This window comes from Sphingomonas cannabina, from assembly GCF_021391395.1.
GTDB classification, from domain to species: Bacteria; Pseudomonadota; Alphaproteobacteria; order Sphingomonadales; family Sphingomonadaceae; genus Sphingomonas; species Sphingomonas cannabina.
The window spans coordinates 867,844-891,310 of sequence record NZ_CP090059.1; the positions used below are offsets into that span (position 1 = coordinate 867,844).

Consider the following 23,467-nt stretch of genomic DNA (forward strand, 5'->3'; position numbering starts at 1 on the left):
TCAATAAGCGTTGCGGTGGACGAGAACCTGGGCCGTGCGGGCCAGGATGCCGACGTCGCGCAGCAGGCTCCAGCCGTGGAGATATTCGAGATCGGCCTTGAGCCGGTTGACGATATCGTGGCGATGTTCGGTCGCGCCGCGGAAGCCGCGGATCTGGGCAAGGCCGGTGATGCCGGGCTTCAGCGCGTGACGATGCCAGTATTGGCGGTCGACGCGCCAGAACAGCTCGTCCCCCGCCTTCGATCCGAGCGCATGGGGGCGCGGGCCGACCAGGCTCATGTCGCCGAGCAGCACGTTGATGAGCTGCGGCAGCTCGTCGATGCTGGTCTTGCGGATGACGCGGCCGACGCGGGTGATGCGGTCGTCGTCGCGCCGGGTCGACTGGGTGCCGTCCGAATCGCTGGTCTCGACGTGCATCGAGCGGAACTTGAGGATGTGGAAGATGCGGTTGCCGCGGCCCATCCGCTCCTGGCGGAAGAAGACGGGGCCGGGCGAGTCGAGCTTGATCAGGATCGCCACCGCGATCATCGCCGGCAACAACACGATCAGCACCGGCACAGTGAGCGCGATGTCGAGCGCGCGCTTCTTGGCGCGATTGGCGAGGTTGAGCGGCCCGCGCGACACCACCACGGTCGGCGTGCCGCCCAGATCGTGGACCGCGAGCGGGCCGAGCTCGCTCATCTCGGGCACGATGATCTCGCCGAGGATGTTGGCGCCCTTCAGCACCTGCGCCCATTCGGCCTTGCGGTCGGGCGTGCAGCTGATCACCACCCGGTCATAGTGCCTCAGGATCGTGCCCAGGCGGTTCAGCATATAGGGGTCGTCGAGGTCGGAGCGCAGCGCCATGGTGCCGGCATCGATGATGTCGCTGCCCAGGCATTCGTCGGGCACCGTGCCACCGTCGACGATCACCAGCTCGGCCTCGAGCTTGTCGCCGCAGGTCCGGCGGACGATGTGGCAGATGAGGAGGCGCTGGCTGATCAGCACCACGACCGTCGAGATCACGCCGATCGACAGCGCGAACCGCGGCAGCCGGCCGGTCACCTTGAGCGAGAACACCGCGAGCAGGAAGATCAGCGCCGTCGCGGCGAACGACAGCAGCGCCGCGCGGCAGCTCTTGGTCGGACTCGTCAGGCAGCGCGGGTTGTAGGCCTGGTTCTGGAAGGCGACGCCGGCATAGACGACCATCCCGCCGAGGAGCGAGGACCAGGCATGGCCGGACACGCTGCCCGGCTGCTCGACCTGCAGGCCCATGGCGAAGCCGACCAGCAGCGCGAGCGCATCGGCGCCGATCAGCATCAGGCACAGCCAGACCTTGGCGCTGCGCCGGGCAGCCGACCCTATCGAAGGGCGACTCGGATATCCTTGGATCGCTAGGTCAATCTTTGACATGCGACACCTATTGTTATTGACGCGAACAGACCCCTTGGGATCGCCCGGCCGCCCGCGATGGTGAATCCGCGCGCAACCGTGCTGCGGCGCAGCAGGACACAGCCGCCGTTTTGGTGCAAGCCATACCCCGGCCGGATTACGCCGATTTGGGACGACCTGTGCCTGGAGAGGGATTCGCCGAGAGCCGGCCGGAGCCGGACGGCGGCCGCGCGGGCCCGCCGATCAGGTCAGCCGATCAGGTCAGCCGATCAGGAACCAGCCGAGTCCGCCGAGCGCGAGGACGAAGACCAGCGGCCCAGCCCAGCGCGAGCCGAACTCGATCAGGCGATTGGCTTCGTCGACCGGAAAGGGCGGGATCTGCGGCTCATGACCGCCGTGGCGGGGGCGATAGGCCTCACCCGCTTCGTGCAGCGGAGCCGCTTGCGCTTTCGGCGAACGGTTCGGCTCGCCCAGGTCTCCAGACATCCCGTCCTATCCACGTTGGGCCGTTGGCTTCTGGCCTCAACGCTTCTTACGGGATAACGGCCGCTATTTCGAGCGAATTGCGTCAGGCGCGCGACAGCGCGGCGCTCCACGCATAGCCGCGGTAAAGCGGGCGGAAGTCGGCAGCCAGGCCGCGGTCGGCAGCGACCGTCCGGACGGCCGATTCGAGCTCCGCGCGCGGCGTCACGTCGAACCTGGCGAGCCAGGCGAACAGCAGCCGGCGCCACGCGGCGGGCAGGCCCTCCTGCTGGCCGAAGTCGACGATCGCGAGTCGTCCGCCCGGTCCCAGCACCTCGGCGCCGCGCGCGATCGTGCCGCGCCAGTCGGGAATCATCGACAGCGTGTAGCTCATGAACACCCGGTCGGGCGCGTCGAAGCCGAACAGCGCCTTGGGATCGAAGCTGGTGGCATCGCCTTGCGCGAGCGTGATCCGCCCGTCCAGCCCCGCGCGGCGGACCGAGGTGCGCGCGGTCTCCAGCATCGCCTCCGAGATGTCGAAGCCATAGAAGCGCGCCTCCGGCCACGCCCGCGCCGCCGCGATCAGGTTGCGCGCGGTGCCGCAGCCGACCTCGATCACGCTGCCGCCGGGCGGCGGCGCCAGCTCGCGGATCAGCCGGTCGCGGCCGAGCAGATAATATTTGCGGGTGAGGTCGTAGACGTGCCGCTGGCTGCGATAGATCGCATCCATATGGCGCGCATGGTCGCGCGCGTCGCCCTCCGCCATCTACTTGAGCACGTAGAGATGGACGCCGCCGTAGATCGCCGACCGGTCGCGCCGCGTGTAGTCGAGCGACTCCTCCGCACGATAATCCCAGCGGTCGAGAAGCTCCTGCGGGATGCGGCCCGGCAGCAGCGACGGCGCGGCGGCGGTGCGGAACAGCACGCGCGCGCCCGGCCGGGCGGTGCGGGTGATCTCGGCCCACAGTGCCGTCAGCTGCGCGTCCGTCATCCAATCCTGCGCGTCGAGCAGGATATAGCGGTCGCGCGACTGGTCGGGCAGCGAGCCGAGATGCTCGGTCATGTTGACATGACGGATCTCGACGCGGTCGACGCGCTCGACCACCGCCGCATAATTCTCGGGCTTGAGATAGGGCGGCAGCGGCGCTTCGGGGGACTTGCCGTAGCCGCGGCCGAACGCCTGCCAGGCGAAATAATTGTCGGCGAGGTCGAAATCGCAGGCGAGCTTCTCCAGCCGCCGCCGGAGCACGGTGCGCATCCCCTCCGGATCGTCGGAGGCGAGCGACTCATATTGCGCCGGCGGGATGCCGAGCCCGAACAGCGAGGCGGGCTGGTCGATCACCCAGCGCACGAACTTCTTGTCGAAGAAGGGGGCGAACTTGGTGCGGAAGATCTCGCGCTGCTCGTCGATCGTGCGGGCCTCGAGCATCACCCTGGGATCGACGCCATAGGCCTTGGCCATCAGGTGCGCGAGGCCGATGAAGCCGCCGAGCAGCCCGCGCTTGTAGAAACCCCGTGCGAAACCCGAGATGCGCCGCCGCCCGATCAGCTCGCGGCCTTCCCAATAGCGCCGCGTCGTCTCGTCGAGATGGGGGCGGACATGGTGCATGTACGCCCGGATGTTCTCCTTCGAATCGGCCTCGCCGAAGAAACGGTGGAACGCCGGATAGTCGGGCAGGTGCTTCGCCGCGGCGAGCTTCAGCTTGTTGAGCGCGATGTGCGCGGTGTTGAGGTCGACCGCGGTGATCGCCTTGGGGTTGGCGGTGAGATAGGAGAGGACGTTGCAGCCGCCGCTGGCGATGGTGACGACATGGCTGTCCGGCTGGATCGCCAGCGCCTCCATGTCGACCTCGGGATCCTCCCAGATCTGGGCATAGACCAGGCCGCGGAAGGCGAAGGTGAAGGCGCGTTCGAGCAGCCCCTGTTTCGAGAGATGCTCATGGCGGTGAACCGCCCCGCGGACGGCGCGGTTGCCCGGCGCCTTGGCTGACAACCCCATGTCTGAACTCGATGCTCCGCTTGGAAAGCCCGTATCTTACGGATTCCATTGGCGCTAGGCCAGCATGGTGTCAGTTTCGTGACGCGCAGCGGCGGCCAGATGCACGATCGGGGTGGCATTCGCGCCCGCGAAGGACTAGGTGGGCGCCACATTCCTTCGCAAAGGACAACCGCCGCCTTCATGCGCATCGCCATTGCCGCGGATCATGCCGCGTTCGCCCTCAAGCAGACGTTGGCCGAATGGCTGAGCGGGGAAGGGCACGATGTGCTCGACCTCGGCACTCAGAGCACGGAAAGCGTCGACTATCCCGACTATGGCTACCGCCTCGCGCGCGCCATCGCCGAGGGTCAGGCCGAGCGCGGCGTCGCGCTGTGCGGGTCGGGCATCGGCATCTCGATCGCGGTCAACCGCGAGCGCGCATGCCGCTGCGCCTTGGTCTCCGAACCCTATTCGGCGGCGCTTGCCCGCCAGCACAACGATGCCAATGTGATCGCGCTCGGCGCGCGGCTGACCGGTATCGACATGGCCAAGGCCTGCGTGACCGCGTTCCTTTCCACCGATTTCCTCGGTGACCGCCACACCCGCCGCGTCGAGAAGCTCGGCGCCCCCGACCTTGACGGAGATGCCCGATGAGCAGCCACGCCCTTTTCAGCGACGTCCAGCCGGACGGTTTCTTCACCCGCAATCTTGCCGACGCCGATCCGGCGGTGTTCGCCGGCGTCGCGCATGAGCTCGACCGCGAGCAGCATCAGATCGAGCTGATCGCCAGCGAGAACATCGTCTCCAGGGCGGTGCTCGAAGCGCAGGGATCGGTGTTCACCAACAAATATGCCGAGGGCTATCCCGGCAAGCGCTATTACCAGGGCTGCCATCCCTCGGACGAGGTCGAGCAGCTGGCGATCGATCGCGTCAAGGCGCTGTTCGGCTGCGACTTCGCCAACGTCCAGCCGCATTCGGGCGCGCAGGCCAACGGCGCGGTGATGCTGGCGCTGACCAAGCCCGGCGACACGATCATGGGCCTCAGCCTCGATTCGGGCGGGCACCTGACTCACGGCGCGCGCGCGGCGATGAGCGGCAAGTGGTTCAACGCCGTCCAGTACGGCGTGACGCCGGACACGCACCTCATCGACTTCGACCAGGTCGAGCGGCTGGCGAAGGAGCACAGGCCGACGCTGATCATCGCCGGCGGCTCGGCCTATCCGCGCCACATCGACTTCGCCCGCTTCCGCGCGATCGCGGACGAGGTCGGCGCCTATTTCATGGTCGACATGGCGCATTTCGCGGGCCTTGTCGCCGGCGGCGTCCATCCCTCGCCGTTCGGCCATGCCCATGTCGTCACCACCACCACGCACAAGACGCTGCGCGGGCCCCGGGGTGGCGCGGTGTTCACCAATGACGAGGCGATCGCCAAGAAGATCAACTCGGCGGTGTTCCCGGGCCTCCAGGGCGGGCCGCTGATGCACGTCATCGCCGCCAAGGCGGTCGCGTTCGGCGAGGCGCTGCGGCCCGAGTTCAAGACCTATGCCGCGGCGGTGGTCGAGAATGCCAAGGTGCTGGCCGCGACGCTGGCCGAGCGCGGCGCCAACCTCGTCTCGGGCGGCACCGACACGCATCTCGCGCTGGTCGACCTGACCCCGCTCGGCGTCACCGGCAAGGATGCCGACGAGGCGCTGGAGCGCGCCGCGATCACCTGCAACAAGAACGGCATCCCCAACGATCCGCTGCCGCCGGTCAAGACCAGCGGCATCCGCGTCGGATCGCCCGCCGGCACCACGCGCGGCTTCGGCCCGGCCGAGTTCCGAGAGATCGGCAACATGGTGGCGGACGTGCTCGACGGCCTCCGCAAGAACGGCGAGGCTGGCGACGCGCAGGTCGAGGCCAATGTCCGCGAACGGGTGCGCGCGCTGTGCGAGCGCTTCCCCATCTATCCTGATGCGTGATGCGCGTGCGCGCGTCCGGCACCAGCCCGCTCCCCCACCCGGCCACCCAAGCAAGCTATCCTAGATGGGTGGCCGGGTGGGGGAGCGGGCTGGTGCCGCTTCTCCGCGAGGAGCAATAAAATGCGCTGCCCGTTCTGCGCCCATGAGAACAGCCAGGTGAAGGACAGCCGCCCTACCGAGGACGGGGCGGCGATCCGGCGGCGGCGGCAGTGCGAGGCGTGCGGCGCGCGCTTCACCACCTTCGAGCGCATCCAGCTGCGCGAGCTCACCGTGCTCAAGAGCGACGAACGCCGCCAGCTGTTCGACCGCGACAAGCTGGTGCGATCGATCACCGTCGCCTGCCGTAAGCGCGGCATCGATTCGGCGCAGATCGAGCAGCTCGTTTCCGGCATCCAGCGCCAGCTCGAGACCCAGGGTGATGGCGAAGTGCCGGCGAGCCGTATCGGCGAGCTGGTGATGGACGGGCTGAAGGCGCTCGATTCGGTCGCCTACATCCGCTTCGCCAGCGTCTACAAGGACTTCCGCGAGGCCAAGGATTTCGAGGAGTTCGCCGGCAACGTCAGCGAGGCGGGGCGGGGGTGAGCGCCGACTTGCTTCCGCCCGCCATCGTCCTGGTCCGTCCGCAGCTTGGTGAGAACATCGGCAAGGCGGCGCGGGCGATGCTCAACTTCGGGCTGACCGAGATGCGCCTGGTCGCCCCGCGCGACGGCTGGCCCAATCCCGCCGCCGGCCCCGCCGCGAGCGGCGCCGACGTGGTGCTCGCAGACGCGCGCGTGTTCGACAGCGTCGCCGAAGCGGTGGCCGACTGTGCGCACGTCTATGCGACGACGGTGCGCAAGCGCGGCGTGACCAAGCCGGTGGTGACGCCGGAAGAGGCCGCACGCTCGATCCGCAGCGAGGCGGGCCGCTCGGCGATTCTGTTCGGCCCCGAGCGGTCGGGACTCGAGACCGATGATGTCGCGCTCGCCCGCACGATCGTGACGGTGCCGATCAACCCCGAGTTCGGCTCGCTCAACCTGGCGCAGGCAGTGATCCTGGTCGCCTATGAATGGTCGAAGGGTGCGGCCCTCAAGAGCCCGCCTGCGGTCGAGCTCGATCCACCGGCGCCGCAGGAGGAACTCGACGGCCTGATCGGACAGCTCGACGCGATGCTTGATCGCTCGGGCTATTTCTACCCGCCCGACCGTGTTCCCGCGACCAAGCGGACGCTGCGTACGTTGCTGACGAAGCCTGCCTGGTCGAGCCAGGAGCTGCGGACCCTGCGCGGCGTGTTGTCGGCGCTCGACGGGAAGAAGCGGCCGCGCATCTGATCGATGATTTTCGTCAGCGAGCAAGCTAACAATATTGCGAATCGGCCAAGTGGGGGTCTTTATGATGCCGTTGAGGTTGCTTGCGCTTGTCGCTCTCGCATCCGTTCCACTGACTGCTCAAGCGCAGGGCCCTGCGCCCGCGACTGAGAAGAAGGACGATCCCGACCGCAAGATCTGCCGGAGGGAGGCTCCTCCGACCGGCAGCATCATGGGTGGCAAGCGCGTCTGTCACACCCGTGCCGAGTGGGATGCGATCGACGCCGCCAATCGCACGAGCGTCGAGCGCATGCAGGACCTTCGCAGCATGTCGACCCGATAGCGGAAATCGTTCAGCGCCGGCCGAACATCGCGAAATCATAGATGATCGACGCCTCGTCAGCCGCTCTTGCGGTTCGGCGATCGCGGCATTCGGCAGGAACTCTTCTCTTTTGTAGGAAACGGCATAGCATGCCCGGATCTATCGGGGGATTCGATAATGTCTTTGCTCGTGTTGGTTGCAGCAATGGCTTTTTCCGCCGCAGCGCCAGGTCAGGGACCTTCCACACCTGCGCCGGACCAGGCAGCAGCTGCAACCGAAAAACCGGCCAAGGAGAAGAAGATCTGTCGGCGCACGCAAGTGACCGGATCCTATTTCTTCGCCCGCGAATGCCATACTCAGGCCGAATGGGACGCAATGACCGAGCGGGCGCAGGAATCCTTCGCGCGGCGTCGGACCGGCCTGCAGGGGCTGGATATGAAATAGCGCGGCCAGGAACCAGGCGCTGATCGTCAGCGCGCGTCGAACTTCTCGAATTCGTAGGCAATCGAGGCCTCGACCAGCCGGTCCCACAGCTCGGCGATCGCGTCCGCCGGCATTCCGGTCGCTTCAGCGGCGGCGCGTGCGTTGGCGATCACCTGGGCCTTTCGCGCCTCGTCGCGCACATGGCTCCGCTCCGGCTTGATGCGCGCGGCGGCGTCCATATAGCCGAAGCGGCGCCTCAGCAGCGCGATCAGCCGCCGGTCGACGTCGTCGACGCCGGCGCGCACCTCCAGCATCGTCGTGCAGTCTTCGGGATCGAGGATCTCTGTCATGGGCGCGGCTGATGGCGGGCGGCGCGGGGTCTGTCCAGCTTGACTTGGCGGGAAAGCGCGGCTAGGCGCGCGCCTTCGCAATCGGCCCCGCATCCCGGTGAAGCGGTGGCCCTGCCTTCCTCCATGGATCAGCAGAGCGGCATACCGGGACGAACGTCGTTAGCAATTGCAAGGATTTACTGATGTCGAAGCGCAACAGCGCCAAGTACAAGCTCGACCGCCGGATGGGCGAGAACATCTGGGGTCGCCCGAAGAGCCCGGTCAACAAGCGCGAATACGGCCCCGGCCAGCACGGCCAGCGCCGCAAGGGCAAGATGTCGGACTTCGGCATCCAGCTGCGCGCCAAGCAGAAGCTCAAGGGCTATTACGGCGACGTCACCGAGAAGCAGTTCAAGAAGGCCTATGTCGAGGCCGCCCGCATGAAGGGCGACACCGGCCAGAACCTGATCGGCCTGCTCGAGCGCCGGCTCGACATGGTGGTCTACCGCGCCAAGTTCGCGCCGACGATCTTCGCCGCGCGCCAGCTCGTCAGCCACGGCCACGTCCGCGTCAACGGCGTCAAGTGCAACATCGCCAGCCGCCAGGTGAAGCCGGGCGACGAGATCACCCTGGGCGACAAGGCCAAGGAGATGGCGCTGGTGATGGAGGCGCAGGGCCTCGCCGAGCGCGACATCCCCGACTATGTGGCCCCGGACGGCAATGCCAAGGTCACCTTCACCCGCGTGCCGACCCTCGACGAGGTGCCGTATCCGGTGAAGATGGAACCGAACCTGGTGGTCGAGTTCTATTCGCGCTGATGCAAGAATTTAGCGCCAGCTAAATTCGAGCGAACACTCAGCGCGAACGGCCGGCGGCGCCGAAAGCGCCGTCCGACGACGCGGCTTTGCCGCGGCGCATTTCCGGACAAACGAAAGGGCGGCACCGCAAGGCGCCGCCCTTTTCGCATCTCACATCCCCATCGACGCGCGCAGGAACTTGTCCGCGCGATCGAGCATATCCGCGCGCGCGACATTGTCGTCGAGCTGGTGGTCGAGTCCCTTGTACTCGACGAGCTCCACCTTCTTGCCGACATCCTTCAGGCGATCCTGCATCAGCCGCGACTGGCCGATCGCGACATTCTGATCGACATCGCCGTGGAACAGCAGCACCGGCGCGATGAAGCGATCGGCATGGCGTGCCGGGGAACCCTCCTGCGCGGTGGCCGCGTCTCCAAAGATCGCGTCGAGCGTTTCGGGCGTCTCGCCGCCATCCCGTTCCTCCTGTTCGCGGACGATACCGAAATCGGTGACCGGCGCGATCGCGACGACCGCCTTGAACAGGCTGGGATCGACCACCGCCGATTGCAGCGCGGCATAGCCGCCATAGGACCAGCCGACGATCGCCAACTTCGACGGATCGGCGATCCCCGACTTGACCAGCCAGCGCCCGGCATCGTCGATATCACCGATCGCGGTGCGCCATGATCGGATGCCGTTCTGCTGGAACCATTCCATCCCATAGCCGCTCGATCCGCGATAATTGGGCTGGATCACCGCGTAGCCGCGGCTGGCGAAATATTGCGGCAGCCAGTCGAAGTTCCATTCGTCTCGGTAGGTTGGGCCGCCGTGCGGTAGGACGATCGCAGGAAGGTTCTTTCCGTCACTCCCGGGCGGCAGCGTCAGATAGGCGGGCACCATCGTGCCGTCGCCGGCGGGATAGCTGATCGGCTTCACCGCCGCGAGCTTGGCCTGCGCGAGCAGCGGCCGCACCGGCAGGATTTCGGACAGGTGCTTGGTTACCTTGTCATAAAGATAGAAGCGGCCCGGGTCGGTATCGCTGCCGGCGAAGAGGATCAGCTTCTGCTCGTCCGCGCTGGCATCGACGATATTGACGAGCGGCGCGCCCGGCAGCGCCTTGGACAGCGACGCCGAGAATCGGCTGAGCTCGGGGTCGAACATTGCGGCCCTGCGCTTGTCGGTAACCCATCGTGCGCCGACGACACGATCGTGACGGCCGATCGTCAGCAGCTCGTCGACGTCGGCACCGGGCGCCGCGAACACCAGCTCCTTCTTGAGGCTTCCGTCGAGCGCGATCTTGTAGAGCCCGGTCCGGCCGCCGACGGCCTCCAGCCCATAGACAACGTCGAGATCGGGATCGACCGCATAAGGCTCGAAGCCGGTGGCGTGATAATTGGAGTAGGTGACCGTGCCGAGCGGCAGCCATTCTCTGCTGCCCTTCTTGCGATAGCGATATTCCACGAAGCTCTTCGACTGGCCGACCGTGTTGCGCGGCGCGATCCCCATCACCCGCACGTTGCCATGGCCGTCGGTAACAAAGTCGACCGCCAGCTTGTTGGGCGCCTCCACCATCCTGCGAGCGAGGGTCCGGGTATTGACGCGCTCGACGCCATAGCCTTCGCGCTCGCTGCTGATGATGTGGCCGGTCGTTGCCTCCGGCACGAACCATCGCGCCATCAGAACCGAGCCGTCCTCGTTGTCCCCCAACCAGTCGATCACGTTGCCGCCGCCCAGCACGATGCCGAGCGAGCGGTCGTTGCCGCGGGCCGTCAAGGCTTTCTGGTCGCTCCCGTCGCTGTTGACGGAAAGGAGCCGCGTGCCCGCCCGCTTCTTCCCGTACACGGTATCGATCATATAGAGGCCGCAGACCAACCGATCATTGGTTGCCCAGCGGCAATAGGTCAGCCGTTCCGGGTTCCCGCTCGCGTAGAGGATGCCCTTCATCGCCGGCGGCCCGCTTCCGTCGAGCCGTACCACCGACGCGACCGTGCCCCGCGCCCCGTTCGGCTGCAGGATGACTAGCGACTTGCCGTCCGGAGAGATGCTGACGTCCAGCACATTGTCGCGTGCACCGAACCGGATCGCGACATCGTCCGCCGCGCGCACCGCAGCGACCGGTGTCGCCATCGCTACGGCGATCGCGACGTATCCCAGCAATTTCCTCATTGAGTCCCCCAACTCGTTCCTATGCTAGGCTAGCATTCCGCTGGAGGACCGCAAGCGCTTGCGACGGTGCGGGCGCGCTGCCACAACATGATTTCGTTCGTCACGAGAGACCATAGATGCGCCTGTTGATCATGGCCGGCCTGACGCTTTCCAGCGTCCCGGCGTTCGCCCAAACCACGCCCATCTCCACCGACACACTCAAGGAGGTGACCAAGACCCTCTCCTCCGACGCCTACGAAGGCCGCGCCCCCGGCACGCCCGGGGAGGAGAAGACGCTCGCCTATCTCGCCGACCGCTTCGCCAAGGCGGGACTCAAGCCCGGCAACAACGGCAGCTGGTTCCAGGACGTGCCGCTGGTCGAGCTCACCGCGAAGAACGTGAGCCCGCTGGTCTTCACCGGCGCCGGCGCACCGCAGTCGCTGCGCTACGGCCCGGATATGGTGGTGGCGAGCTATCGCGTGGCGCCGCGCATCGACGTCAAGGACAGCGACGTCGTCTTCGTCGGCTATGGCATCAACGCGCCCGAGAAGGGCTGGAACGACTATGCCGGCGTCGACGTCAAGGGAAAGACCGTCGTCATCCTGGTCAACGATCCCGATTACGAGAGCGCGACGCTGGAGGGCCCCTTCAACGGCCGCGCGATGACCTATTACGGCCGCTGGACCTACAAGTTCGAGGAAGCGGCGCGGCAGGGCGCGGCGGCGGCGATCATCGTCCATGATACCGTGCCGGCCGCCTATGGCTGGAACGTCGTCCAGTCGAGCTGGACCGGGCCGCAGCAGGTCGCCGATGCCGCCAACGGCCATATGGACCAGAGCGCCGCGATCGGCTGGATCCAGCTCGATGCCGCGAAGGCGCTGTTCGCGGGCGCCGGACAGGACTTCGCAAAGCTCGCTGCGGCCGCCAAGGTCAAGGGATTCAAGGCGGTGCCGCTCACCGGCGTGAAGGCGTCGGTCGGCTTCGACGTCGGCGTGCGCAAGCATGCGTCGAAGAACGTGATCGGCATCCTGCCGGGGACCAAGGCGCCGAACGAATATCTGCTCTACAGCGCGCATTGGGATCATCTCGGCCGCTGCGAGGCGGCGCCGGACGGCGACGACATCTGCAACGGCGCGATCGACAATGCCTCAGGCACCGCGGCGCTGGTCGCGCTGGCCGAGGCGAACGCCAAGGCGGGGCCGACGGCGCGCAGCCAGGTCTTCCTGGCGGTGACGGCCGAGGAATCGGGGCTGCTCGGTTCCGCTTATTACGGCGACCATCCGGTCTATCCGCTGAACCGGACCGTCGGCGGCATCAACATGGACGCGCTGTCGCTCGCGGGGCCGTCGCGGAACGTGGTGGTGATCGGCAAGGGCAAGTCGGAGCTCGATGCCTATCTGAACCGCGCGCTCGCCGCGCAGGGGCGCCGCGCCGATCCCGATCCGATGCCGCAGAACGGCTATTACTACCGCTCCGACCATTTCAGCTTCGCCAAGCATGGCGTGCCGATGCTCTACGTCGATTCGGGCGACGATCTCGTGAAAGGCGGCGTCGCGGCGGGGAAGGCGGCCGCCGAGGATTATACCAAGAACCGCTATCATGGCCCGAAGGACGAATATGATCCCAACTGGGACTGGTCGGGCGTCGTCCAGGACCTGACGCTGTTCTACCAAATCGGCCGGGAGCTGGGGAATTCGACCGCCTGGCCGAACTGGGTGCCGGGCGACGAGTTCCGCGCGATCCGCGACAAGAGCCGCGCCGGGCGCTAAGGGCGCGCGCATGACTCGTCCCCCTCCTCCCGAATGGGCGCCGCACAAGGCGGTATGGATCGGTTTCCCCAGCCATCCCGAGCTGTGGGAGCGCGATCTCGAACCGGCTCAGGCGGAGGTCGCGGCGTTCGCGCGCGCGGTCCACGCGGACGGGCGCGGCGAGAAGGTGCTCCTGGTCGCCGCCAATATCGAGGCAGCCGAGACGGCGGAGCGGCTCGCGCCCTTCGCCGGCGTGGTGATGGAGCCGTTCGGCGACATCTGGCTGCGCGACACTGCCGCGATCGTCACCGGCGACGGCACTGCGCGCGATTTCCGCTTCAACGGCTGGGGCGGCAAATATGACCTCCCCGGCGACGAGGACATTGGTGCGCGGCTCGCGGCGCAGCGCGGCATCGAGACCGAGGCGTGCGACTGGATCCTCGAGGGCGGCGCGATCGACGGTGACGGCACCGGCCTGATCGTCACCACCGAGCAATGCCTGCTCAACCGCAACCGCAATCCCGGCATGAGCCGCGCCGAGGTCGAGGAGCGGCTGAAGCGCGATCTCGGCATCACCTCGGTGCTGTGGCTGGGCGAGGGGCTGCTCAACGACCATACCGACGGGCATGTCGACAATCTCGCCCGGTTCGTGGCGCCGGGCGTGCTTGCGATTCCTGAAGCGTTCGAGAACGACCCCAACTGGCGCGTCTACCAGGCCGCCGCCGAGACCGCCGAGCGCTTCGGCCATATCGAAGTCGCCCGCGTACCCTCGCCCGGCCGGGTGCTGAGCCGCGAGGAGGAGATCATCCCGGCGAGCTACATGAACTTCTACATCGGCAATGCGAGCGTGGTGGTGCCGCTCTACGGCCAGCCCAACGACCAGGCGGCGGTGGCGGCGTTCGGCCGGATTTTCCCGGACCGCGAGGTTGTCGGGCTGCGCGCCGATCATATCTTGACCGGCGGCGGCAGCTTCCACTGCATTTCGCAACAGATTCCGAGAACCCGATGACCGAGATCACCGTCGGCGCGCTCCAGCTCGCCTTCACCGACGATATCGATGCGAATGTCGCGCGCGTCTCCGCGATGGTGCGCGAGGCGGCGGGGAAGGGCGCGCAGGTGGTGTTGCCGCCCGAGCTGTTCGAGGGCGAATATTTCTGCCGCGTCGAGGACGAGGGGCTGTTCGCCAACGCGAAGCCGGTCGGCGAGCACAAGGCGGTCCAGGCGATGCAGGCGCTCGCCGCGGAGCTTCGCATCCATATCCCGACCAGCTTCTTCGAGGCGGACGGGCCGCATTACTACAACAGCCTCGCGATGATCGGCCCCGACGGAAAGGTTGCCGGCGTCTATCGCAAGAGCCACATCCCCGACGGCCCGGGCTACGAGGAGAAATTCTACTTCCGCCCCGGCAACACCGGCTTCAAGGTGTGGGACGGGCCTGGCGCGACGCTGGGCGTCGGCGTGTGCTGGGACCAATGGTATCCCGAAACCGCGCGCGCGATGATGCTGATGGGCGCCGAAGTGCTGTTCTACCCGACCGCGATCGGCAGCGAACCACATGATCCGGGCCTCGACACCGCGCGGTTGTGGCGCCGGGCGATGGTGGGGCACGCGGTGTCGAACGTGGTGCCGGTGGTCGCCGCCAACCGCGTCGGTACCGAGCATGGGCAGACCTTCTACGGCACCAGCTTCATCACCGACGAGCGCGGCGACATCCTCGCCGAGCTGGGCCGGGAGGAGGAGGGCGTGATCACCGCGACGCTCGACCTCGACCGCGTCAAGCGCCACCGCGCCGCCTTCGGCTTCTTCCGCGATCGCCGGCCGGAGCTGTATGGCCGGCTGGTGCAGGACGTGTGACGGCGATCAGCCGGGCAGCGGCGGCGCATCGGGGAAACGCGCGAGCGGCGTGAAGCGGCCGGCGGTCTCGCCGCCGATCACGTCATGCTCGCCGATCCGCACCCAGACATGCGCGATAAGGCCGCGTGCCGGATCCTGTGCGACGCCATAGTGCATCGTCGCCGCGATGCCGCGACGGCGCAGCATCCATTGCGCAGCGAGCCCCTGCTCGATGCAGACCGCGCGGAAGCGGGCGCGCTTCGCCGCTGCGCGCACCGCCCAGGCGACGGTATCGGCGGCCTGTTTCCGATCGACCGGCGCGCGTCCGGCGGGCGGATGCGCTGCAAGCCGGGCGATCCGACGGAATGGCAGGCACTTCACCAGCAACGAGGCGGCGGCGAGCGTCAGGCATGCCTCGATCAACGCCCGCCGCTCGTCGGGACGGCGCGCCTGCCAGCGTTCGGCGAGGCTCGGCCGCCGGCTCAGGCGTTGCCTCCTTCGATCTTGCGGATGAAGCGGCCGGTAGCGATCGCGCGGCTGACGGCGGTGGTATATTCGGTCGCCATCAGCCGCCCGGCCGCATCGGCGCCCGGCCAGGCATCCAACATGCGCTGGACGCGGTCGAGGTCGATCCACTTCGTCGACCCCCGGCTCTCGCGCAGCCGCGCGACCTCCGCCTTGAGCCCCGACAGCGCCGCCTCGAAGCCATGCGCCCAGTCGGCCGCCTGCAGCCCCTTGCGATATTCGTCGACCAGCAAATCGGGAATGATGCCGCGCAGCGCCCGGCGCGCCAACGAGCGATGCACGCCGTGGTGGAGGAACTGTTCCTCGGGAATGGTGAGGCACAGCTCGAACAGGCGCCGGTCGATCGTCGGATCGCGCGTATCGACGCCATAAAGGCGTCGGCTGGTCCGCGCGAAATCGCCGCGGATGCTGCTGCGGGCGAGCACGCCGAGGCGCAGCATCCGACTGTCGCCGCCGCTGAGGCGCCGAAGGTCGCCGCCATAGGCGAGCACCTCCCCCTCGCGGCCGCGCGCGCGCAGGAAATCGCGGTTGATCGCGCAGCAATCGAAGAACTCGGGCGGACCTTTGCCGACCAGCTTGCGCAGCCGCCGCGCGAGGTCGGGGAATGCGGCATCGGCGAACGCACCCGCCAGCGTCGCCCAGCGCCAATGCTGCGCTCGGCGGATAGCAAGCAGCGTCGCCGCCACCCGGTCGATGCGGCCGCGGCGCATCTCCATGCCCAGCAGTTCGCCGCCGTCGTAGCTGAAGCTCATGTTGCCCATCTGCCCGATCAGCATCACGCCGATCCGCCGATCGCGCGCTTCGCGGTCGATCGCGCTGCCCCAGACGGTGTTGGAGAGATTGAGCAATGGCACGTCCTGCACCTGGGTGCGGCGGTCGAGCACTTCCTCCAACGGGGTGTCGGTGTTCGAGATGCGGACGTGCTCGATATTGGCGTGCATCGCCGCGACCCGGGCGGCATGACCCCATTCGTCGCCGAAACGCCCGGGCCGCTCGATGAAGCTGTGGTCGGGCGCTGCCGTGAAGGCGGTCAGGCTGCGTCCTTCGCCGGCCAGGCGCCGGGCGGCGAGCGCGGTCACTCCGCTGCTGTCGAGCCCGCCGCTCAGATGGCTGCCGATACGCTCGTCGCCGGCGATGCGGCAGGCGACCGCTTCCTCCAGACAAGCCAGCACGGCGCGAGGATAGTCGTCGTCGCGAAGGCGCAATGTCGGCAGCCGTTCGGGCCGCCACCAGCGGGTGGTGCGCGACCTGCCCGCCTCCCAGACCGCCGCGCTGCCGCCGGTCACGCGCGCAATGCCGGAAAAGAGCGTGCGGCCCGCCTCCATCGGCAGCAGCGTCAGCCATTCGCAGATGCGGTCCTCGTCGAGGCTGCGGGGGACGTCGCCCTCGCTCCACAGCGCCCCCATCTCGCTCGCGAAGCGCAGCTCGCCGTGGGGGCCGATCCAGTAGAACAGCGGCCGCATCTCGCCGGGATCGGTCGCGAGCGCCAAACGGCGGGATTCCCCATCCCAGACCGCGCAGGCATAGTCCCCGATCAGGCGATCGGCGAAGTCCTCGCCCCAACGCCGATAGGCGGCGAGCGCGAGCTCGGCGGGGCCGCTGCGTGCCGGCGCACCCGGCCCGAGCGCCGCGATCACCTCCGCCGCATTGTGGAGCTGCCCGTCGAACAGCGCGGCGTATTCGCCCGGCGCGGTTGCCAGCGCGGCATCGTCGGCGGCCGCCAGCCGAACGCCGCCCGCGCTCCATTGCCGCGCTGTGCGCGCCGATCCGATCGTGACCGCGCGAAGCGTGCGGTCGATCGGCAGCGGGGCGTCGGGATCGGTCGCGGCGCGGCCGCAGATGCTCATAGATGGCTCGCCGGCTAGAGGACGGCCCAATTCAAACCCCGCCGCGCCTTGCCGGAGAATATTCGGATTGCTCCGTTTCGGTGCCACGGCGCCGCATCCAATCACCGGCTCTCGATCGCAGGTCCGGGGAGGCGCCGAAATGGTGCCGGTTTCGCGCGCGTTCCGATCCGGAACTCACCGGCGCGGCGGGCTGTCCGGCAACAACTTGCTTTTGAAGCACTTCGTGGCAAGGTGCGCCATGGCTTACCTTCCCGATCACGCGGAGCTTGAGTTCATCCGCGAATCCGTACTGCTCAGTCGTCGATGGCGTGCCAAACTGGATGAGCGGCTGAAACCCTGCGGCATGACGCTGGCACGATCGACCGTGCTCTACTGGCTCGACCAGTCGACCGAGGTGATGACGCAGCGCGAGCTGGCCGACATCGTGGGGATCGAAGGACCGACGCTGGTGCGCCAGCTCCACGCGCTCGAGGCGCAGGGGCTGATCGAGCGGGTGCCGGTCGCCCATGATCGGCGCGCCAAGGGCATCCGCCTCACCGAGAGCGCAAGGCCGCTGCTCGACACGCTCAACAAGGTCAGCCGCGCGACGGCCGACGAGTTCCTGGCGAAGCTCGACAGGCGCCGGCTGGGCAGTGCGACCAAATTGCTCCGCGAAGCGCGGGAATCGCTGAGCTAGGGCGAGACTCGATCGTCCCGATCAGCTTGCACGAATCCGTCATGCCGGACTTGTTCCGGCATCCACGTCTCCACGAAGACTGACACCGAGGTTCCAGCTGGAACCTCGAAACTTGAGCTCGCCGTCCGGTGGACCCCGGAACAAGTCCGGGGTGACGATAGAAGGACGTCCGTGGGATTCAGCGCACGCGCGGGCCGCCGTAGGGCAGCGGCGGCGGCGGACGGCGGTCGCGGCGGGGCAGTTGCGCCTGATAGGCATGGCCGCAATGCGCGACGCAATAGGGGAAGCCGGGGTTCACCTTGTCGCCGCAGAAGTGGAAGTCGGGCTCGCCGGGGTGACCGATCGGCCATTTGCAGATCTTGTCGTTGAGATCGAGCAGCGTGGTCTTGCCGGCGATCGCCTCACTGGGCTTGGCCGGCACCAGGCGGCGCGGCGGCGCGGGGGCGATCGGCGGGGCCTGCTCGCCAGGGTTCTGGCGGACGAAGCCGCCCGGGCCGACCGAGCGCAGCACCGGCTGGTCGGGCGCAGGGCGCGGCTCCGGTGCAGCCGCACGCGGCGCGGCGGGAGCGGCCGGAGCCTCGGCGGCAGGCGCGGGCGCAGGTGCAGGTGCGGCCTTCACCGGGGCTGGCGCCGCGTCGGGCTCGTTGGGCTTCACCGGCGACGGGCGCGGCTGCAGGCCCAGGCGATGCGCCTTGCCGATCACCGCATTGCGGCTGACCCCGCCCAGCGCCTCGGCGATCTGGCTCGCGGTCTGGCCCGCTTCCCACATCGTCTTCAGCGTCTCGATCCGCTCTTCGCTCCAGCTCATATCCGTCCTTCTTCACATCCCCGGGTTGCGGGGAGCCGCGGCAGCGCATAGGTGACGCCACGATGGCCGACCAGCCCCAGCCCGTGCAAAATCCCTTGATCCCCGCCCCTGGCGTGCCCGTCATCCGGAACGTCAATTGGGGCGGTCTTCGAGCCCTCTATATCAAGGAGGTGCGCCGCTTCTTCAAGGTCCAGCTCCAGACGATCTGGGCGCCTTCGGTCACCAACCTCCTGTATCTCGCGGTTTTCACCGTCGCGGTCGGCGCGCGCAGCCCCGTGCATGTCGGCGGCGCCCAGGTGCCCTTCGCCGATTTCGTCGCGCCCGGGCTGATCGTGATGGGGATGCTGACCAACGCCTTCGCCAATTCGAGCTTCTCGCTGCTGGTCGGCAAGATCCAGGGGACGATCGTCGATTATCTGATGCCGCCGCTCTCCACGTCGGAACTGCTGGCGGCGCTGGTCGGCGGGGCGGTGACGCGCGCGTTCATGGTCGGGGCCGCCATCTGGGCGGCGATGATGCTGTGGCCCGGCGTGCACGTCATACCCGCGCATCCGCTGGCGGTGCTGTGGTTCGGCTTTCTCGGCGCGCTGTTCCTCTCGCTGATCGGCGTGCTGACGTCGATCTGGGCGGAGAAGTTCGACCATTCGGCGGCGGTCACCAACTTCGTGGTCGGTCCGCTGACCCTGCTGTCGGGCACCTTCTATTCGGTCGACAAGCTCGCGCCCGCCTTCCAGCTGGTCAGCCACCTCAACCCGTTCTTCTACATCATCTCGGGCTTCCGCTACGGCTTCATCGGCCATTCCGATTCGCCGCTGTGGGTCGGCAGCGCCGTGGTGCTGCTGCTCGACGTCGTGCTCGGTCTCGTCTGCTACGCGCTGCTGCGCAAGGGGTGGAAGATCAAGAGCTGAGCCCAAGCGCGGACGGCGGTGTTGACCCCCCGGCCCGCTCCCCGATAAAAGCGCGCTCCGGGCGGTCCGGCTGGGCCGCCCTTTGCTTTTTGACAAAGGAGACCCGCGGTGGCCATCACTCCCCTCATGCCCGTCTATCCCCGGTGCGGGGTGCGGCCGGTGCGAGGCGAGGGCTGCTATCTGATCGGCGAGCGAGGCGAGCGGTATCTCGACTTCGCCGCGGGGATCGCGGTGAACGCGCTCGGTCACGGGCATCCGCACCTCACCAAGGCGATCCAGGAGCAGGCGGCGACGCTGATGCACGTCTCCAACCTCTACGGCTCGCCGCAGGGGGAGGCGCTGGCGCAGCGTATCGTCGACAACAGCTTCGCCGACACGGTGTTCTTCACCAACTCGGGGGTCGAGGCGATCGAGTGCGCGATCAAGACCGCGCGCCGCTATCACTACGCCAACGGCAATCCTGAGCGGCACAAGCTGATCACTTTCAAGAACGCCTTCCACGGCCGCTCGCTCGGTGCGATCTCAGCGACCGACCAGGCGAAGATGCGCGACGGCTTCGAGCCGCTGCTGCCGGGCTTCGACTACGTTCCGTTCAACGACCTCGAGGGCGCGCTGGCGAAGATCGACGACGAGACCGCGGGCTTCCTGGTCGAGACGGTGCAGGGCGAGGGCGGCATGACCGCCGGCACCCCCGAGTTCATCCAGGGCCTGCGCAAGGCCGCGGACGAGCACGGCCTGCTGCTGATCCTCGACGAGATCCAGTGCGGCTACGGACGCACCGGCAAGATGTGGGCCTATGAGCATTACGGCATCACCCCCGACATCCTGACCGCGGCCAAGGGCATCGGCGGCGGCTTCCCGCTCGGCGCGTGCCTGGCGACCGAGGAGGCGGCGAAGGGGATGACGTTCGGCACCCACGGCTCGACCTATGGCGGCAATCCGCTGGGCATGGCGGCGGGGCAGGCGATCCTCGACGTGATGCTGGAGCCGGGCTTCTTCGAGCATGTCACCCGCATGGGCGAGCGCCTGCGCGCCGCGTTCGAGCAGCTGATCCCCAACCACGATCATCTGTTCGAGGAAATCCGCGGCAAGGGTCTGATGCTCGGCATCAAGATGAAGGAGCCGGCGGTCAGCCGCGAGTTCGTGGCGCATCTGCGCGACAACCACGGGCTGCTGACGGTTGCGGCGGGCGAGAATGTGTTCCGCGTGCTGCCGCCGCTGATCATCGACGAGAGCCATATCGCCGAGTGCATCCAGAAGCTGAGCGAAGGGGCGCGGACCTATGCGCCGGCCAGCGATGATTGAGGCCTTCCAAATCCTCCCCGAGCTTGCTCGGGGAGGGGGACCGCGCGTAGCGCGGTGGAGGGGCGCCGCGCAGCGGCGTGATCGTGGCGCGGGTGCCCGGCGACTGCGTCGCCGCCCCTCCACCACGCTGCGCGTGGTCCCCCTCCCCAAGACAAGCTTGGGGAGGATTTAAGATGCGCCATTTCCTCGACCTTGCCTCCGCCGGCGCGGACGGCGTCGCCGCCATCCTGGCGGACGCGATCGATCGCAAAGTCGCGCGCGCCGGCTGGCCGAAGGGGCAGCCGGACACCGACGCCCCGCTCGCCGGCCGCGTGCTGGCGATGGTGTTCGAGAAGAGCTCGACCCGCACGCGCGTCAGCTTCGACATGGCGATGCGCCAGCTCGGCGGGTCGGCGCTGATCCTCGACGGCACCACCAGCCAGCTTGGCCGCGGTGAGACGATCGCCGACACCGCACGCGTGCTCTCGGGCTTCTGCGACGCGATCATGGTGCGCACCGACGATCACGCCAAGCTGGAGGAGATGGCGGCCCACGCCAGCGTGCCGGTGATCAACGGCCTCACCGATGCCTCGCATCCGTGCCAGATCGTCGCCGACCTGCAGACGGTGATCGAGAGCGGCAAGGCGCTGCCCGGGCTCAAATGGGCGTGGCTCGGCGACGGCAACAACGTGCTGCACTCGATCGTCGAGGCGGCCGGGCTGTTCAAATTCTCGGTCGTGGCGGGCATTCCCGCCGGCTATGACCCCGAGCAACGCTGGATCGACGCGGCCAATGCCGCGCTCGCCGGCACCAATGCGCGGGTGAGCGTCGACCGCGATCCGCTGCGCGCGGTCGAGGGCGCCGACGTGGTCGTCACCGACACCTGGATCTCGATGGGCCAGGCGCATGCCGAGGAGAAGCTCGCGGCGATGATGCCCTATCAGGTCACCGAGACGCTGATGGCGCGCGCCAGGCCCGATGCAGTGTTCCTCCACTGCCTCCCCGCGCATCGCGAGGAGGAGGTGGTGACGGCGGTGATCGACGGGCCGCAGTCGCGGATATGGGACGAGGCGGAGAACCGCCTCCACGCTCAGAAATCGATCCTGCGCTGGTGCTTTGGGCAGGTCGGGTGAGGTTGTAAGCGGCCCGAGCCGCCTTACCTTCGTCACTCCCGCGAAGGCGGGAGTCCATTGTCGCTGGAGTGGCGATCTTGCCGAAAGCGCAGGATGAATGGATCCCCGCCTGCGCGGGGATGACGAGGTGATATGAGCGAGAGTCCCAAAATCCCCGATCTCGACCGCGTGATCGGCTTCACCATCCCCGGCCGCCACGCCCGCGGCCGGATCGCGCGGCTGGGGCCGGTGCTCGACGAGATTCTGGCCGCTCATGCCTATCCGCCGCCGATCGAGCGGCTGCTCGCCGAGGCGCTGACGCTGACGGCGCTGCTGGGCTCGCTGCTCAAGGAGGCCAAGGGTCAGCTCACGCTGCAGGCGCAGACCAGCGGCGGCATCGTCAGCCTGCTGGTGTGCGACTATCAGAACGGGGAGCTGCGCGGCTATGTCCAGTTCGACCGCGACCGGCTGGGGGAGGTCGGCGAGGCGCCCTCGCTGTTCGCGCTGTTCGGCACCGGGCATCTCGCCATCACCTTCGACCAGGCGCTGACCGGCGAGCGCTATCAGGGGATCGTCCCGCTCGACGGCGACAGCGTCGCTGCCGCGGCGGAAAGCTATTTCCTGCAGTCGGAGCAGATCCCGAGCCTGATCCGCCTGGGCTCGGTGCGCCAGCCCGACGGCCGCTGCGTCGCGGGCGGGCTGTTCCTCCAGCATCTGCCGGAGGGCGAGGAAGGGCGCGAGCGCATCCAGGCGCGCGAGGATCATCCCGAATGGCACCATGTCGAGGCGCTGGGCGCGACGATGGGCGCCGACGAGCTCGCCGATCCCGCAGTCAGCCTGGAGACGCTGGTATGGCGCCTGTTCAACGAGGAGGACGAGGTGCGGCTGCTGAAAGCCACCGACCTCAGCAAGGGGTGCCGCTGCGACGGCGCCTATATCACCCAGGTGCTCGCAAAATTTCCCCCTGAGGAGCGCGCGGCGATGGCGGATGAAAATGGCGTCATTACCGTGGATTGCGCCTTCTGCGCGACCAGCTTTCCGGTCGAGGCGGCGACCATCGGCGCCTGAGGGCCATTGCAACCGCACGGCTCGCCGCCCACATCCCTCGGCAAATCGTGACGGGGGCGATTCGATCAGCGGATCGCTCCCGTCACGCGGAGGCACGATCGATGATGATGCGTGATCTTGTCCGCGCAGGGGCAGCGGGCGGTGTGTTGATGTGCGGATTGGCGGGAATGGCCGCGCCGGCGCAGGCGCCGGGCTTCGCCGCTCTGAAGGGGCTGGAGCGCGGGCAATGGCAACTGCGCGAGGCGAGCGGTACCAGCCGCGCGATATGCCTCGGCGACCCCGTCAGCCTGTTCCAGCAGCGCCACCGCGGCATCGAGTGCAGCCGGCTCGTGCTTGAGAACGGCCCGAGCCGCGCCACCGTCAGCTATACCTGCCCCGGCGCGGGCCGCGGCCGCACCACCATCACCGTCGAGACGCCGCGGCTGGTGCGCATCCAGAGCCAGGGCCTCGAGGAGGGCGCGCCGTTCGATCTCGACATCGAGGCGCGCAAGATCGGCACCTGCGCGGCCGGGAATTGACGCGTTAACCATTTATTTACCAATTTTCGTTATAGAAGGTGTCGTGCCTTCACGGGGCACACTCTC

24 protein-coding genes are annotated in these 23,467 nt (G+C 67.8%); 15 read left to right on the forward strand and 9 right to left on the reverse strand.

All coding sequences use genetic code 11. The annotated features are described in order from the left end of the window. The 4 genes from LZK98_RS04265 to LZK98_RS04280 form a co-directional block, all read right to left on the reverse strand. On the reverse strand, positions 1-1,392 hold the full coding sequence (locus LZK98_RS04265; RefSeq protein ID WP_264757867.1) for an exopolysaccharide biosynthesis polyprenyl glycosylphosphotransferase: 1,392 nt from the start codon (positions 1,390-1,392) through the stop codon (positions 1-3). 240 nt (positions 1,393-1,632) lie between these two features. Beyond that, positions 1,633-1,857 carry a hypothetical protein gene (locus LZK98_RS04270; RefSeq protein WP_233785171.1) on the reverse strand — a complete coding sequence of 75 codons (225 nt, stop codon included), beginning with the start codon at positions 1,855-1,857 and terminating at the stop codon, positions 1,633-1,635. Between the two features lie 82 nt (positions 1,858-1,939). Next, on the reverse strand, positions 1,940-2,599 hold the full coding sequence (locus LZK98_RS04275; RefSeq protein ID WP_233785172.1) for a class I SAM-dependent methyltransferase: 660 nt from the start codon (positions 2,597-2,599) through the stop codon (positions 1,940-1,942). Next, entirely contained in the window at positions 2,600-3,832 is a 1,233-nt protein-coding gene (locus tag LZK98_RS04280) for a DUF3419 family protein (RefSeq protein ID WP_233785173.1), read from the reverse strand. Between the two features lie 180 nt (positions 3,833-4,012). Between LZK98_RS04280 and rpiB the strand changes: the two genes are divergently transcribed. From rpiB to LZK98_RS04305, 5 genes are all read left to right on the forward strand, one after another. Next, a complete protein-coding gene (gene rpiB, locus LZK98_RS04285) occupies positions 4,013-4,465 on the forward strand; it encodes a ribose 5-phosphate isomerase B (protein ID WP_233785174.1) in 453 nt (150 codons plus the stop codon). Further along, a complete protein-coding gene (glyA, locus tag LZK98_RS04290) occupies positions 4,462-5,772 on the forward strand; it encodes a serine hydroxymethyltransferase (RefSeq protein WP_233785175.1) in 1,311 nt (436 codons plus the stop codon). Before rpiB ends, glyA begins: the two co-directional genes overlap by 4 nt. Before the next feature lie 120 nt (positions 5,773-5,892). Next, positions 5,893-6,354 carry a transcriptional regulator NrdR gene (gene nrdR, locus LZK98_RS04295; RefSeq protein ID WP_233785176.1) on the forward strand — a complete coding sequence of 154 codons (462 nt, stop codon included), beginning with the start codon at positions 5,893-5,895 and terminating at the stop codon, positions 6,352-6,354. Positions 6,355-6,362: 8 nt separating this feature from the next. Further along, positions 6,363-7,082: an RNA methyltransferase gene (locus LZK98_RS04300; RefSeq protein WP_233786504.1), complete on the forward strand. Its 720-nt coding sequence runs from the start codon at positions 6,363-6,365 to the stop codon at positions 7,080-7,082. A gap of 475 nt (positions 7,083-7,557) precedes the next feature. Next, positions 7,558-7,824 (forward strand): hypothetical protein, encoded by a 267-nt coding sequence (locus LZK98_RS04305; RefSeq protein ID WP_233785177.1) that lies wholly within the window; start codon positions 7,558-7,560, stop codon positions 7,822-7,824. Positions 7,825-7,850: 26 nt separating this feature from the next. Here LZK98_RS04305 and LZK98_RS04310 read toward each other — a convergent pair whose 3' ends face one another. Next, positions 7,851-8,153, reverse strand: coding sequence for a chorismate mutase (locus LZK98_RS04310; RefSeq protein WP_233785178.1), 303 nt, complete (start codon positions 8,151-8,153; stop codon positions 7,851-7,853). A gap of 182 nt (positions 8,154-8,335) precedes the next feature. On the opposite strand from LZK98_RS04310, the gene rpsD reads away from it, so the two are divergent. Next, positions 8,336-8,950: a 30S ribosomal protein S4 gene (rpsD, locus tag LZK98_RS04315; RefSeq protein WP_233785179.1), complete on the forward strand. Its 615-nt coding sequence runs from the start codon at positions 8,336-8,338 to the stop codon at positions 8,948-8,950. Positions 8,951-9,100: 150 nt separating this feature from the next. Here the strand turns inward: rpsD and LZK98_RS04320 are convergent, their stop codons facing one another. Then, a complete protein-coding gene (locus tag LZK98_RS04320) occupies positions 9,101-11,095 on the reverse strand; it encodes an alpha/beta hydrolase family protein (RefSeq protein ID WP_233785180.1) in 1,995 nt (664 codons plus the stop codon). A 131-nt stretch (positions 11,096-11,226) separates the two neighbouring features. Here LZK98_RS04320 and LZK98_RS04325 point away from each other — a divergent pair, with 131 nt between their 5' ends. From LZK98_RS04325 to aguB, 3 genes are read left to right on the forward strand one after another with little or no spacing between them, the layout of a single operon-like run. After that, positions 11,227-12,843 (forward strand): M28 family metallopeptidase, encoded by a 1,617-nt coding sequence (locus LZK98_RS04325; protein ID WP_406694167.1) that lies wholly within the window; start codon positions 11,227-11,229, stop codon positions 12,841-12,843. A gap of 10 nt (positions 12,844-12,853) precedes the next feature. Next, positions 12,854-13,831: an agmatine deiminase family protein gene (locus LZK98_RS04330; protein ID WP_233785182.1), complete on the forward strand. Its 978-nt coding sequence runs from the start codon at positions 12,854-12,856 to the stop codon at positions 13,829-13,831. After that, positions 13,828-14,676 carry an N-carbamoylputrescine amidase gene (gene aguB, locus LZK98_RS04335; protein ID WP_233785183.1) on the forward strand — a complete coding sequence of 283 codons (849 nt, stop codon included), beginning with the start codon at positions 13,828-13,830 and terminating at the stop codon, positions 14,674-14,676. Before LZK98_RS04330 ends, aguB begins: the two co-directional genes overlap by 4 nt. Positions 14,677-14,682: 6 nt before the next feature. Here aguB and LZK98_RS04340 read toward each other — a convergent pair whose 3' ends face one another. Together LZK98_RS04340 and LZK98_RS04345 are read right to left on the reverse strand one after the other, a co-directional pair. Next, positions 14,683-15,078, reverse strand: coding sequence for a lasso peptide biosynthesis B2 protein (locus LZK98_RS04340; RefSeq protein ID WP_233785184.1), 396 nt, complete (start codon positions 15,076-15,078; stop codon positions 14,683-14,685). A gap of 59 nt (positions 15,079-15,137) precedes the next feature. After that, positions 15,138-17,027, reverse strand: coding sequence for an asparagine synthetase B family protein (locus LZK98_RS04345; protein ID WP_233785185.1), 1,890 nt, complete (start codon positions 17,025-17,027; stop codon positions 15,138-15,140). A gap of 343 nt (positions 17,028-17,370) precedes the next feature. On the opposite strand from LZK98_RS04345, the gene LZK98_RS04350 reads away from it, so the two are divergent. Further along, on the forward strand, positions 17,371-17,703 hold the full coding sequence (locus LZK98_RS04350; RefSeq protein WP_233785186.1) for a MarR family transcriptional regulator: 333 nt from the start codon (positions 17,371-17,373) through the stop codon (positions 17,701-17,703). Positions 17,704-17,881: 178 nt separating this feature from the next. Here the strand turns inward: LZK98_RS04350 and LZK98_RS04355 are convergent, their stop codons facing one another. Further along, positions 17,882-18,511, reverse strand: coding sequence for a GcrA family cell cycle regulator (locus LZK98_RS04355; protein WP_233785187.1), 630 nt, complete (start codon positions 18,509-18,511; stop codon positions 17,882-17,884). A 62-nt stretch (positions 18,512-18,573) separates the two neighbouring features. On the opposite strand from LZK98_RS04355, the gene LZK98_RS04360 reads away from it, so the two are divergent. The 5 genes from LZK98_RS04360 (at position 18,574) to LZK98_RS04380 (ending at position 23,401) form a co-directional block, all read left to right on the forward strand. Further along, positions 18,574-19,419, forward strand: a complete 846-nt coding sequence (locus LZK98_RS04360; protein WP_233785188.1) for an ABC transporter permease — start codon at positions 18,574-18,576, stop codon at positions 19,417-19,419. Between the two features lie 108 nt (positions 19,420-19,527). Continuing rightward, positions 19,528-20,724 (forward strand): aspartate aminotransferase family protein, encoded by a 1,197-nt coding sequence (locus LZK98_RS04365; protein WP_233785189.1) that lies wholly within the window; start codon positions 19,528-19,530, stop codon positions 20,722-20,724. Positions 20,725-20,897: 173 nt separating this feature from the next. Then, positions 20,898-21,836 (forward strand): ornithine carbamoyltransferase, encoded by a 939-nt coding sequence (gene argF / locus LZK98_RS04370; RefSeq protein WP_233785190.1) that lies wholly within the window; start codon positions 20,898-20,900, stop codon positions 21,834-21,836. A gap of 132 nt (positions 21,837-21,968) precedes the next feature. Then, complete coding sequence (gene hslO / locus LZK98_RS04375; protein ID WP_233785191.1) at positions 21,969-22,883, forward strand: Hsp33 family molecular chaperone HslO; 915 nt, start codon at positions 21,969-21,971, stop codon at positions 22,881-22,883. Between the two features lie 107 nt (positions 22,884-22,990). Then, the gene (locus tag LZK98_RS04380) at positions 22,991-23,401 is read left to right on the forward strand and encodes a hypothetical protein (protein ID WP_233785192.1); all 411 of its coding nucleotides are present in this window, start codon (positions 22,991-22,993) and stop codon (positions 23,399-23,401) included. Positions 23,402-23,467: the final 66 nt, after the last annotated feature.

Coding starts and splice junctions, on each gene's coding strand:
- LZK98_RS04380 (WP_233785192.1), top strand. CDS start 22,991: ATGCGTGATCTTGTCCGCGCAGGGGCAGCGGGCGGTGTGTTGATGTGC.
- rpiB (WP_233785174.1), top strand. CDS start 4,013: ATGCGCATCGCCATTGCCGCGGATCATGCCGCGTTCGCCCTCAAGCAG.
- LZK98_RS04305 (WP_233785177.1), top strand. CDS start 7,558: ATGTCTTTGCTCGTGTTGGTTGCAGCAATGGCTTTTTCCGCCGCAGCG.
- aguB (WP_233785183.1), top strand. CDS start 13,828: ATGACCGAGATCACCGTCGGCGCGCTCCAGCTCGCCTTCACCGACGAT.
- LZK98_RS04330 (WP_233785182.1), top strand. CDS start 12,854: ATGACTCGTCCCCCTCCTCCCGAATGGGCGCCGCACAAGGCGGTATGG.
- nrdR (WP_233785176.1), top strand. CDS start 5,893: ATGCGCTGCCCGTTCTGCGCCCATGAGAACAGCCAGGTGAAGGACAGC.
- LZK98_RS04265 (WP_264757867.1), bottom strand. CDS start 1,392: ATGTCAAAGATTGACCTAGCGATCCAAGGATATCCGAGTCGCCCTTCG.
- hslO (WP_233785191.1), top strand. CDS start 21,969: ATGAGCGAGAGTCCCAAAATCCCCGATCTCGACCGCGTGATCGGCTTC.
- LZK98_RS04310 (WP_233785178.1), bottom strand. CDS start 8,153: ATGACAGAGATCCTCGATCCCGAAGACTGCACGACGATGCTGGAGGTG.
- LZK98_RS04275 (WP_233785172.1), bottom strand. CDS start 2,599: ATGGCGGAGGGCGACGCGCGCGACCATGCGCGCCATATGGATGCGATC.
- LZK98_RS04350 (WP_233785186.1), top strand. CDS start 17,371: ATGACGCTGGCACGATCGACCGTGCTCTACTGGCTCGACCAGTCGACC.
- LZK98_RS04345 (WP_233785185.1), bottom strand. CDS start 17,027: ATGAGCATCTGCGGCCGCGCCGCGACCGATCCCGACGCCCCGCTGCCG.
- LZK98_RS04325 (WP_406694167.1), top strand. CDS start 11,227: ATGGCCGGCCTGACGCTTTCCAGCGTCCCGGCGTTCGCCCAAACCACG.
- LZK98_RS04355 (WP_233785187.1), bottom strand. CDS start 18,511: ATGAGCTGGAGCGAAGAGCGGATCGAGACGCTGAAGACGATGTGGGAA.
- LZK98_RS04360 (WP_233785188.1), top strand. CDS start 18,574: ATGGCCGACCAGCCCCAGCCCGTGCAAAATCCCTTGATCCCCGCCCCT.
- LZK98_RS04320 (WP_233785180.1), bottom strand. CDS start 11,095: ATGAGGAAATTGCTGGGATACGTCGCGATCGCCGTAGCGATGGCGACA.
- LZK98_RS04280 (WP_233785173.1), bottom strand. CDS start 3,832: ATGGGGTTGTCAGCCAAGGCGCCGGGCAACCGCGCCGTCCGCGGGGCG.
- rpsD (WP_233785179.1), top strand. CDS start 8,336: ATGTCGAAGCGCAACAGCGCCAAGTACAAGCTCGACCGCCGGATGGGC.
- argF (WP_233785190.1), top strand. CDS start 20,898: ATGCGCCATTTCCTCGACCTTGCCTCCGCCGGCGCGGACGGCGTCGCC.
- glyA (WP_233785175.1), top strand. CDS start 4,462: ATGAGCAGCCACGCCCTTTTCAGCGACGTCCAGCCGGACGGTTTCTTC.
- LZK98_RS04270 (WP_233785171.1), bottom strand. CDS start 1,857: ATGTCTGGAGACCTGGGCGAGCCGAACCGTTCGCCGAAAGCGCAAGCG.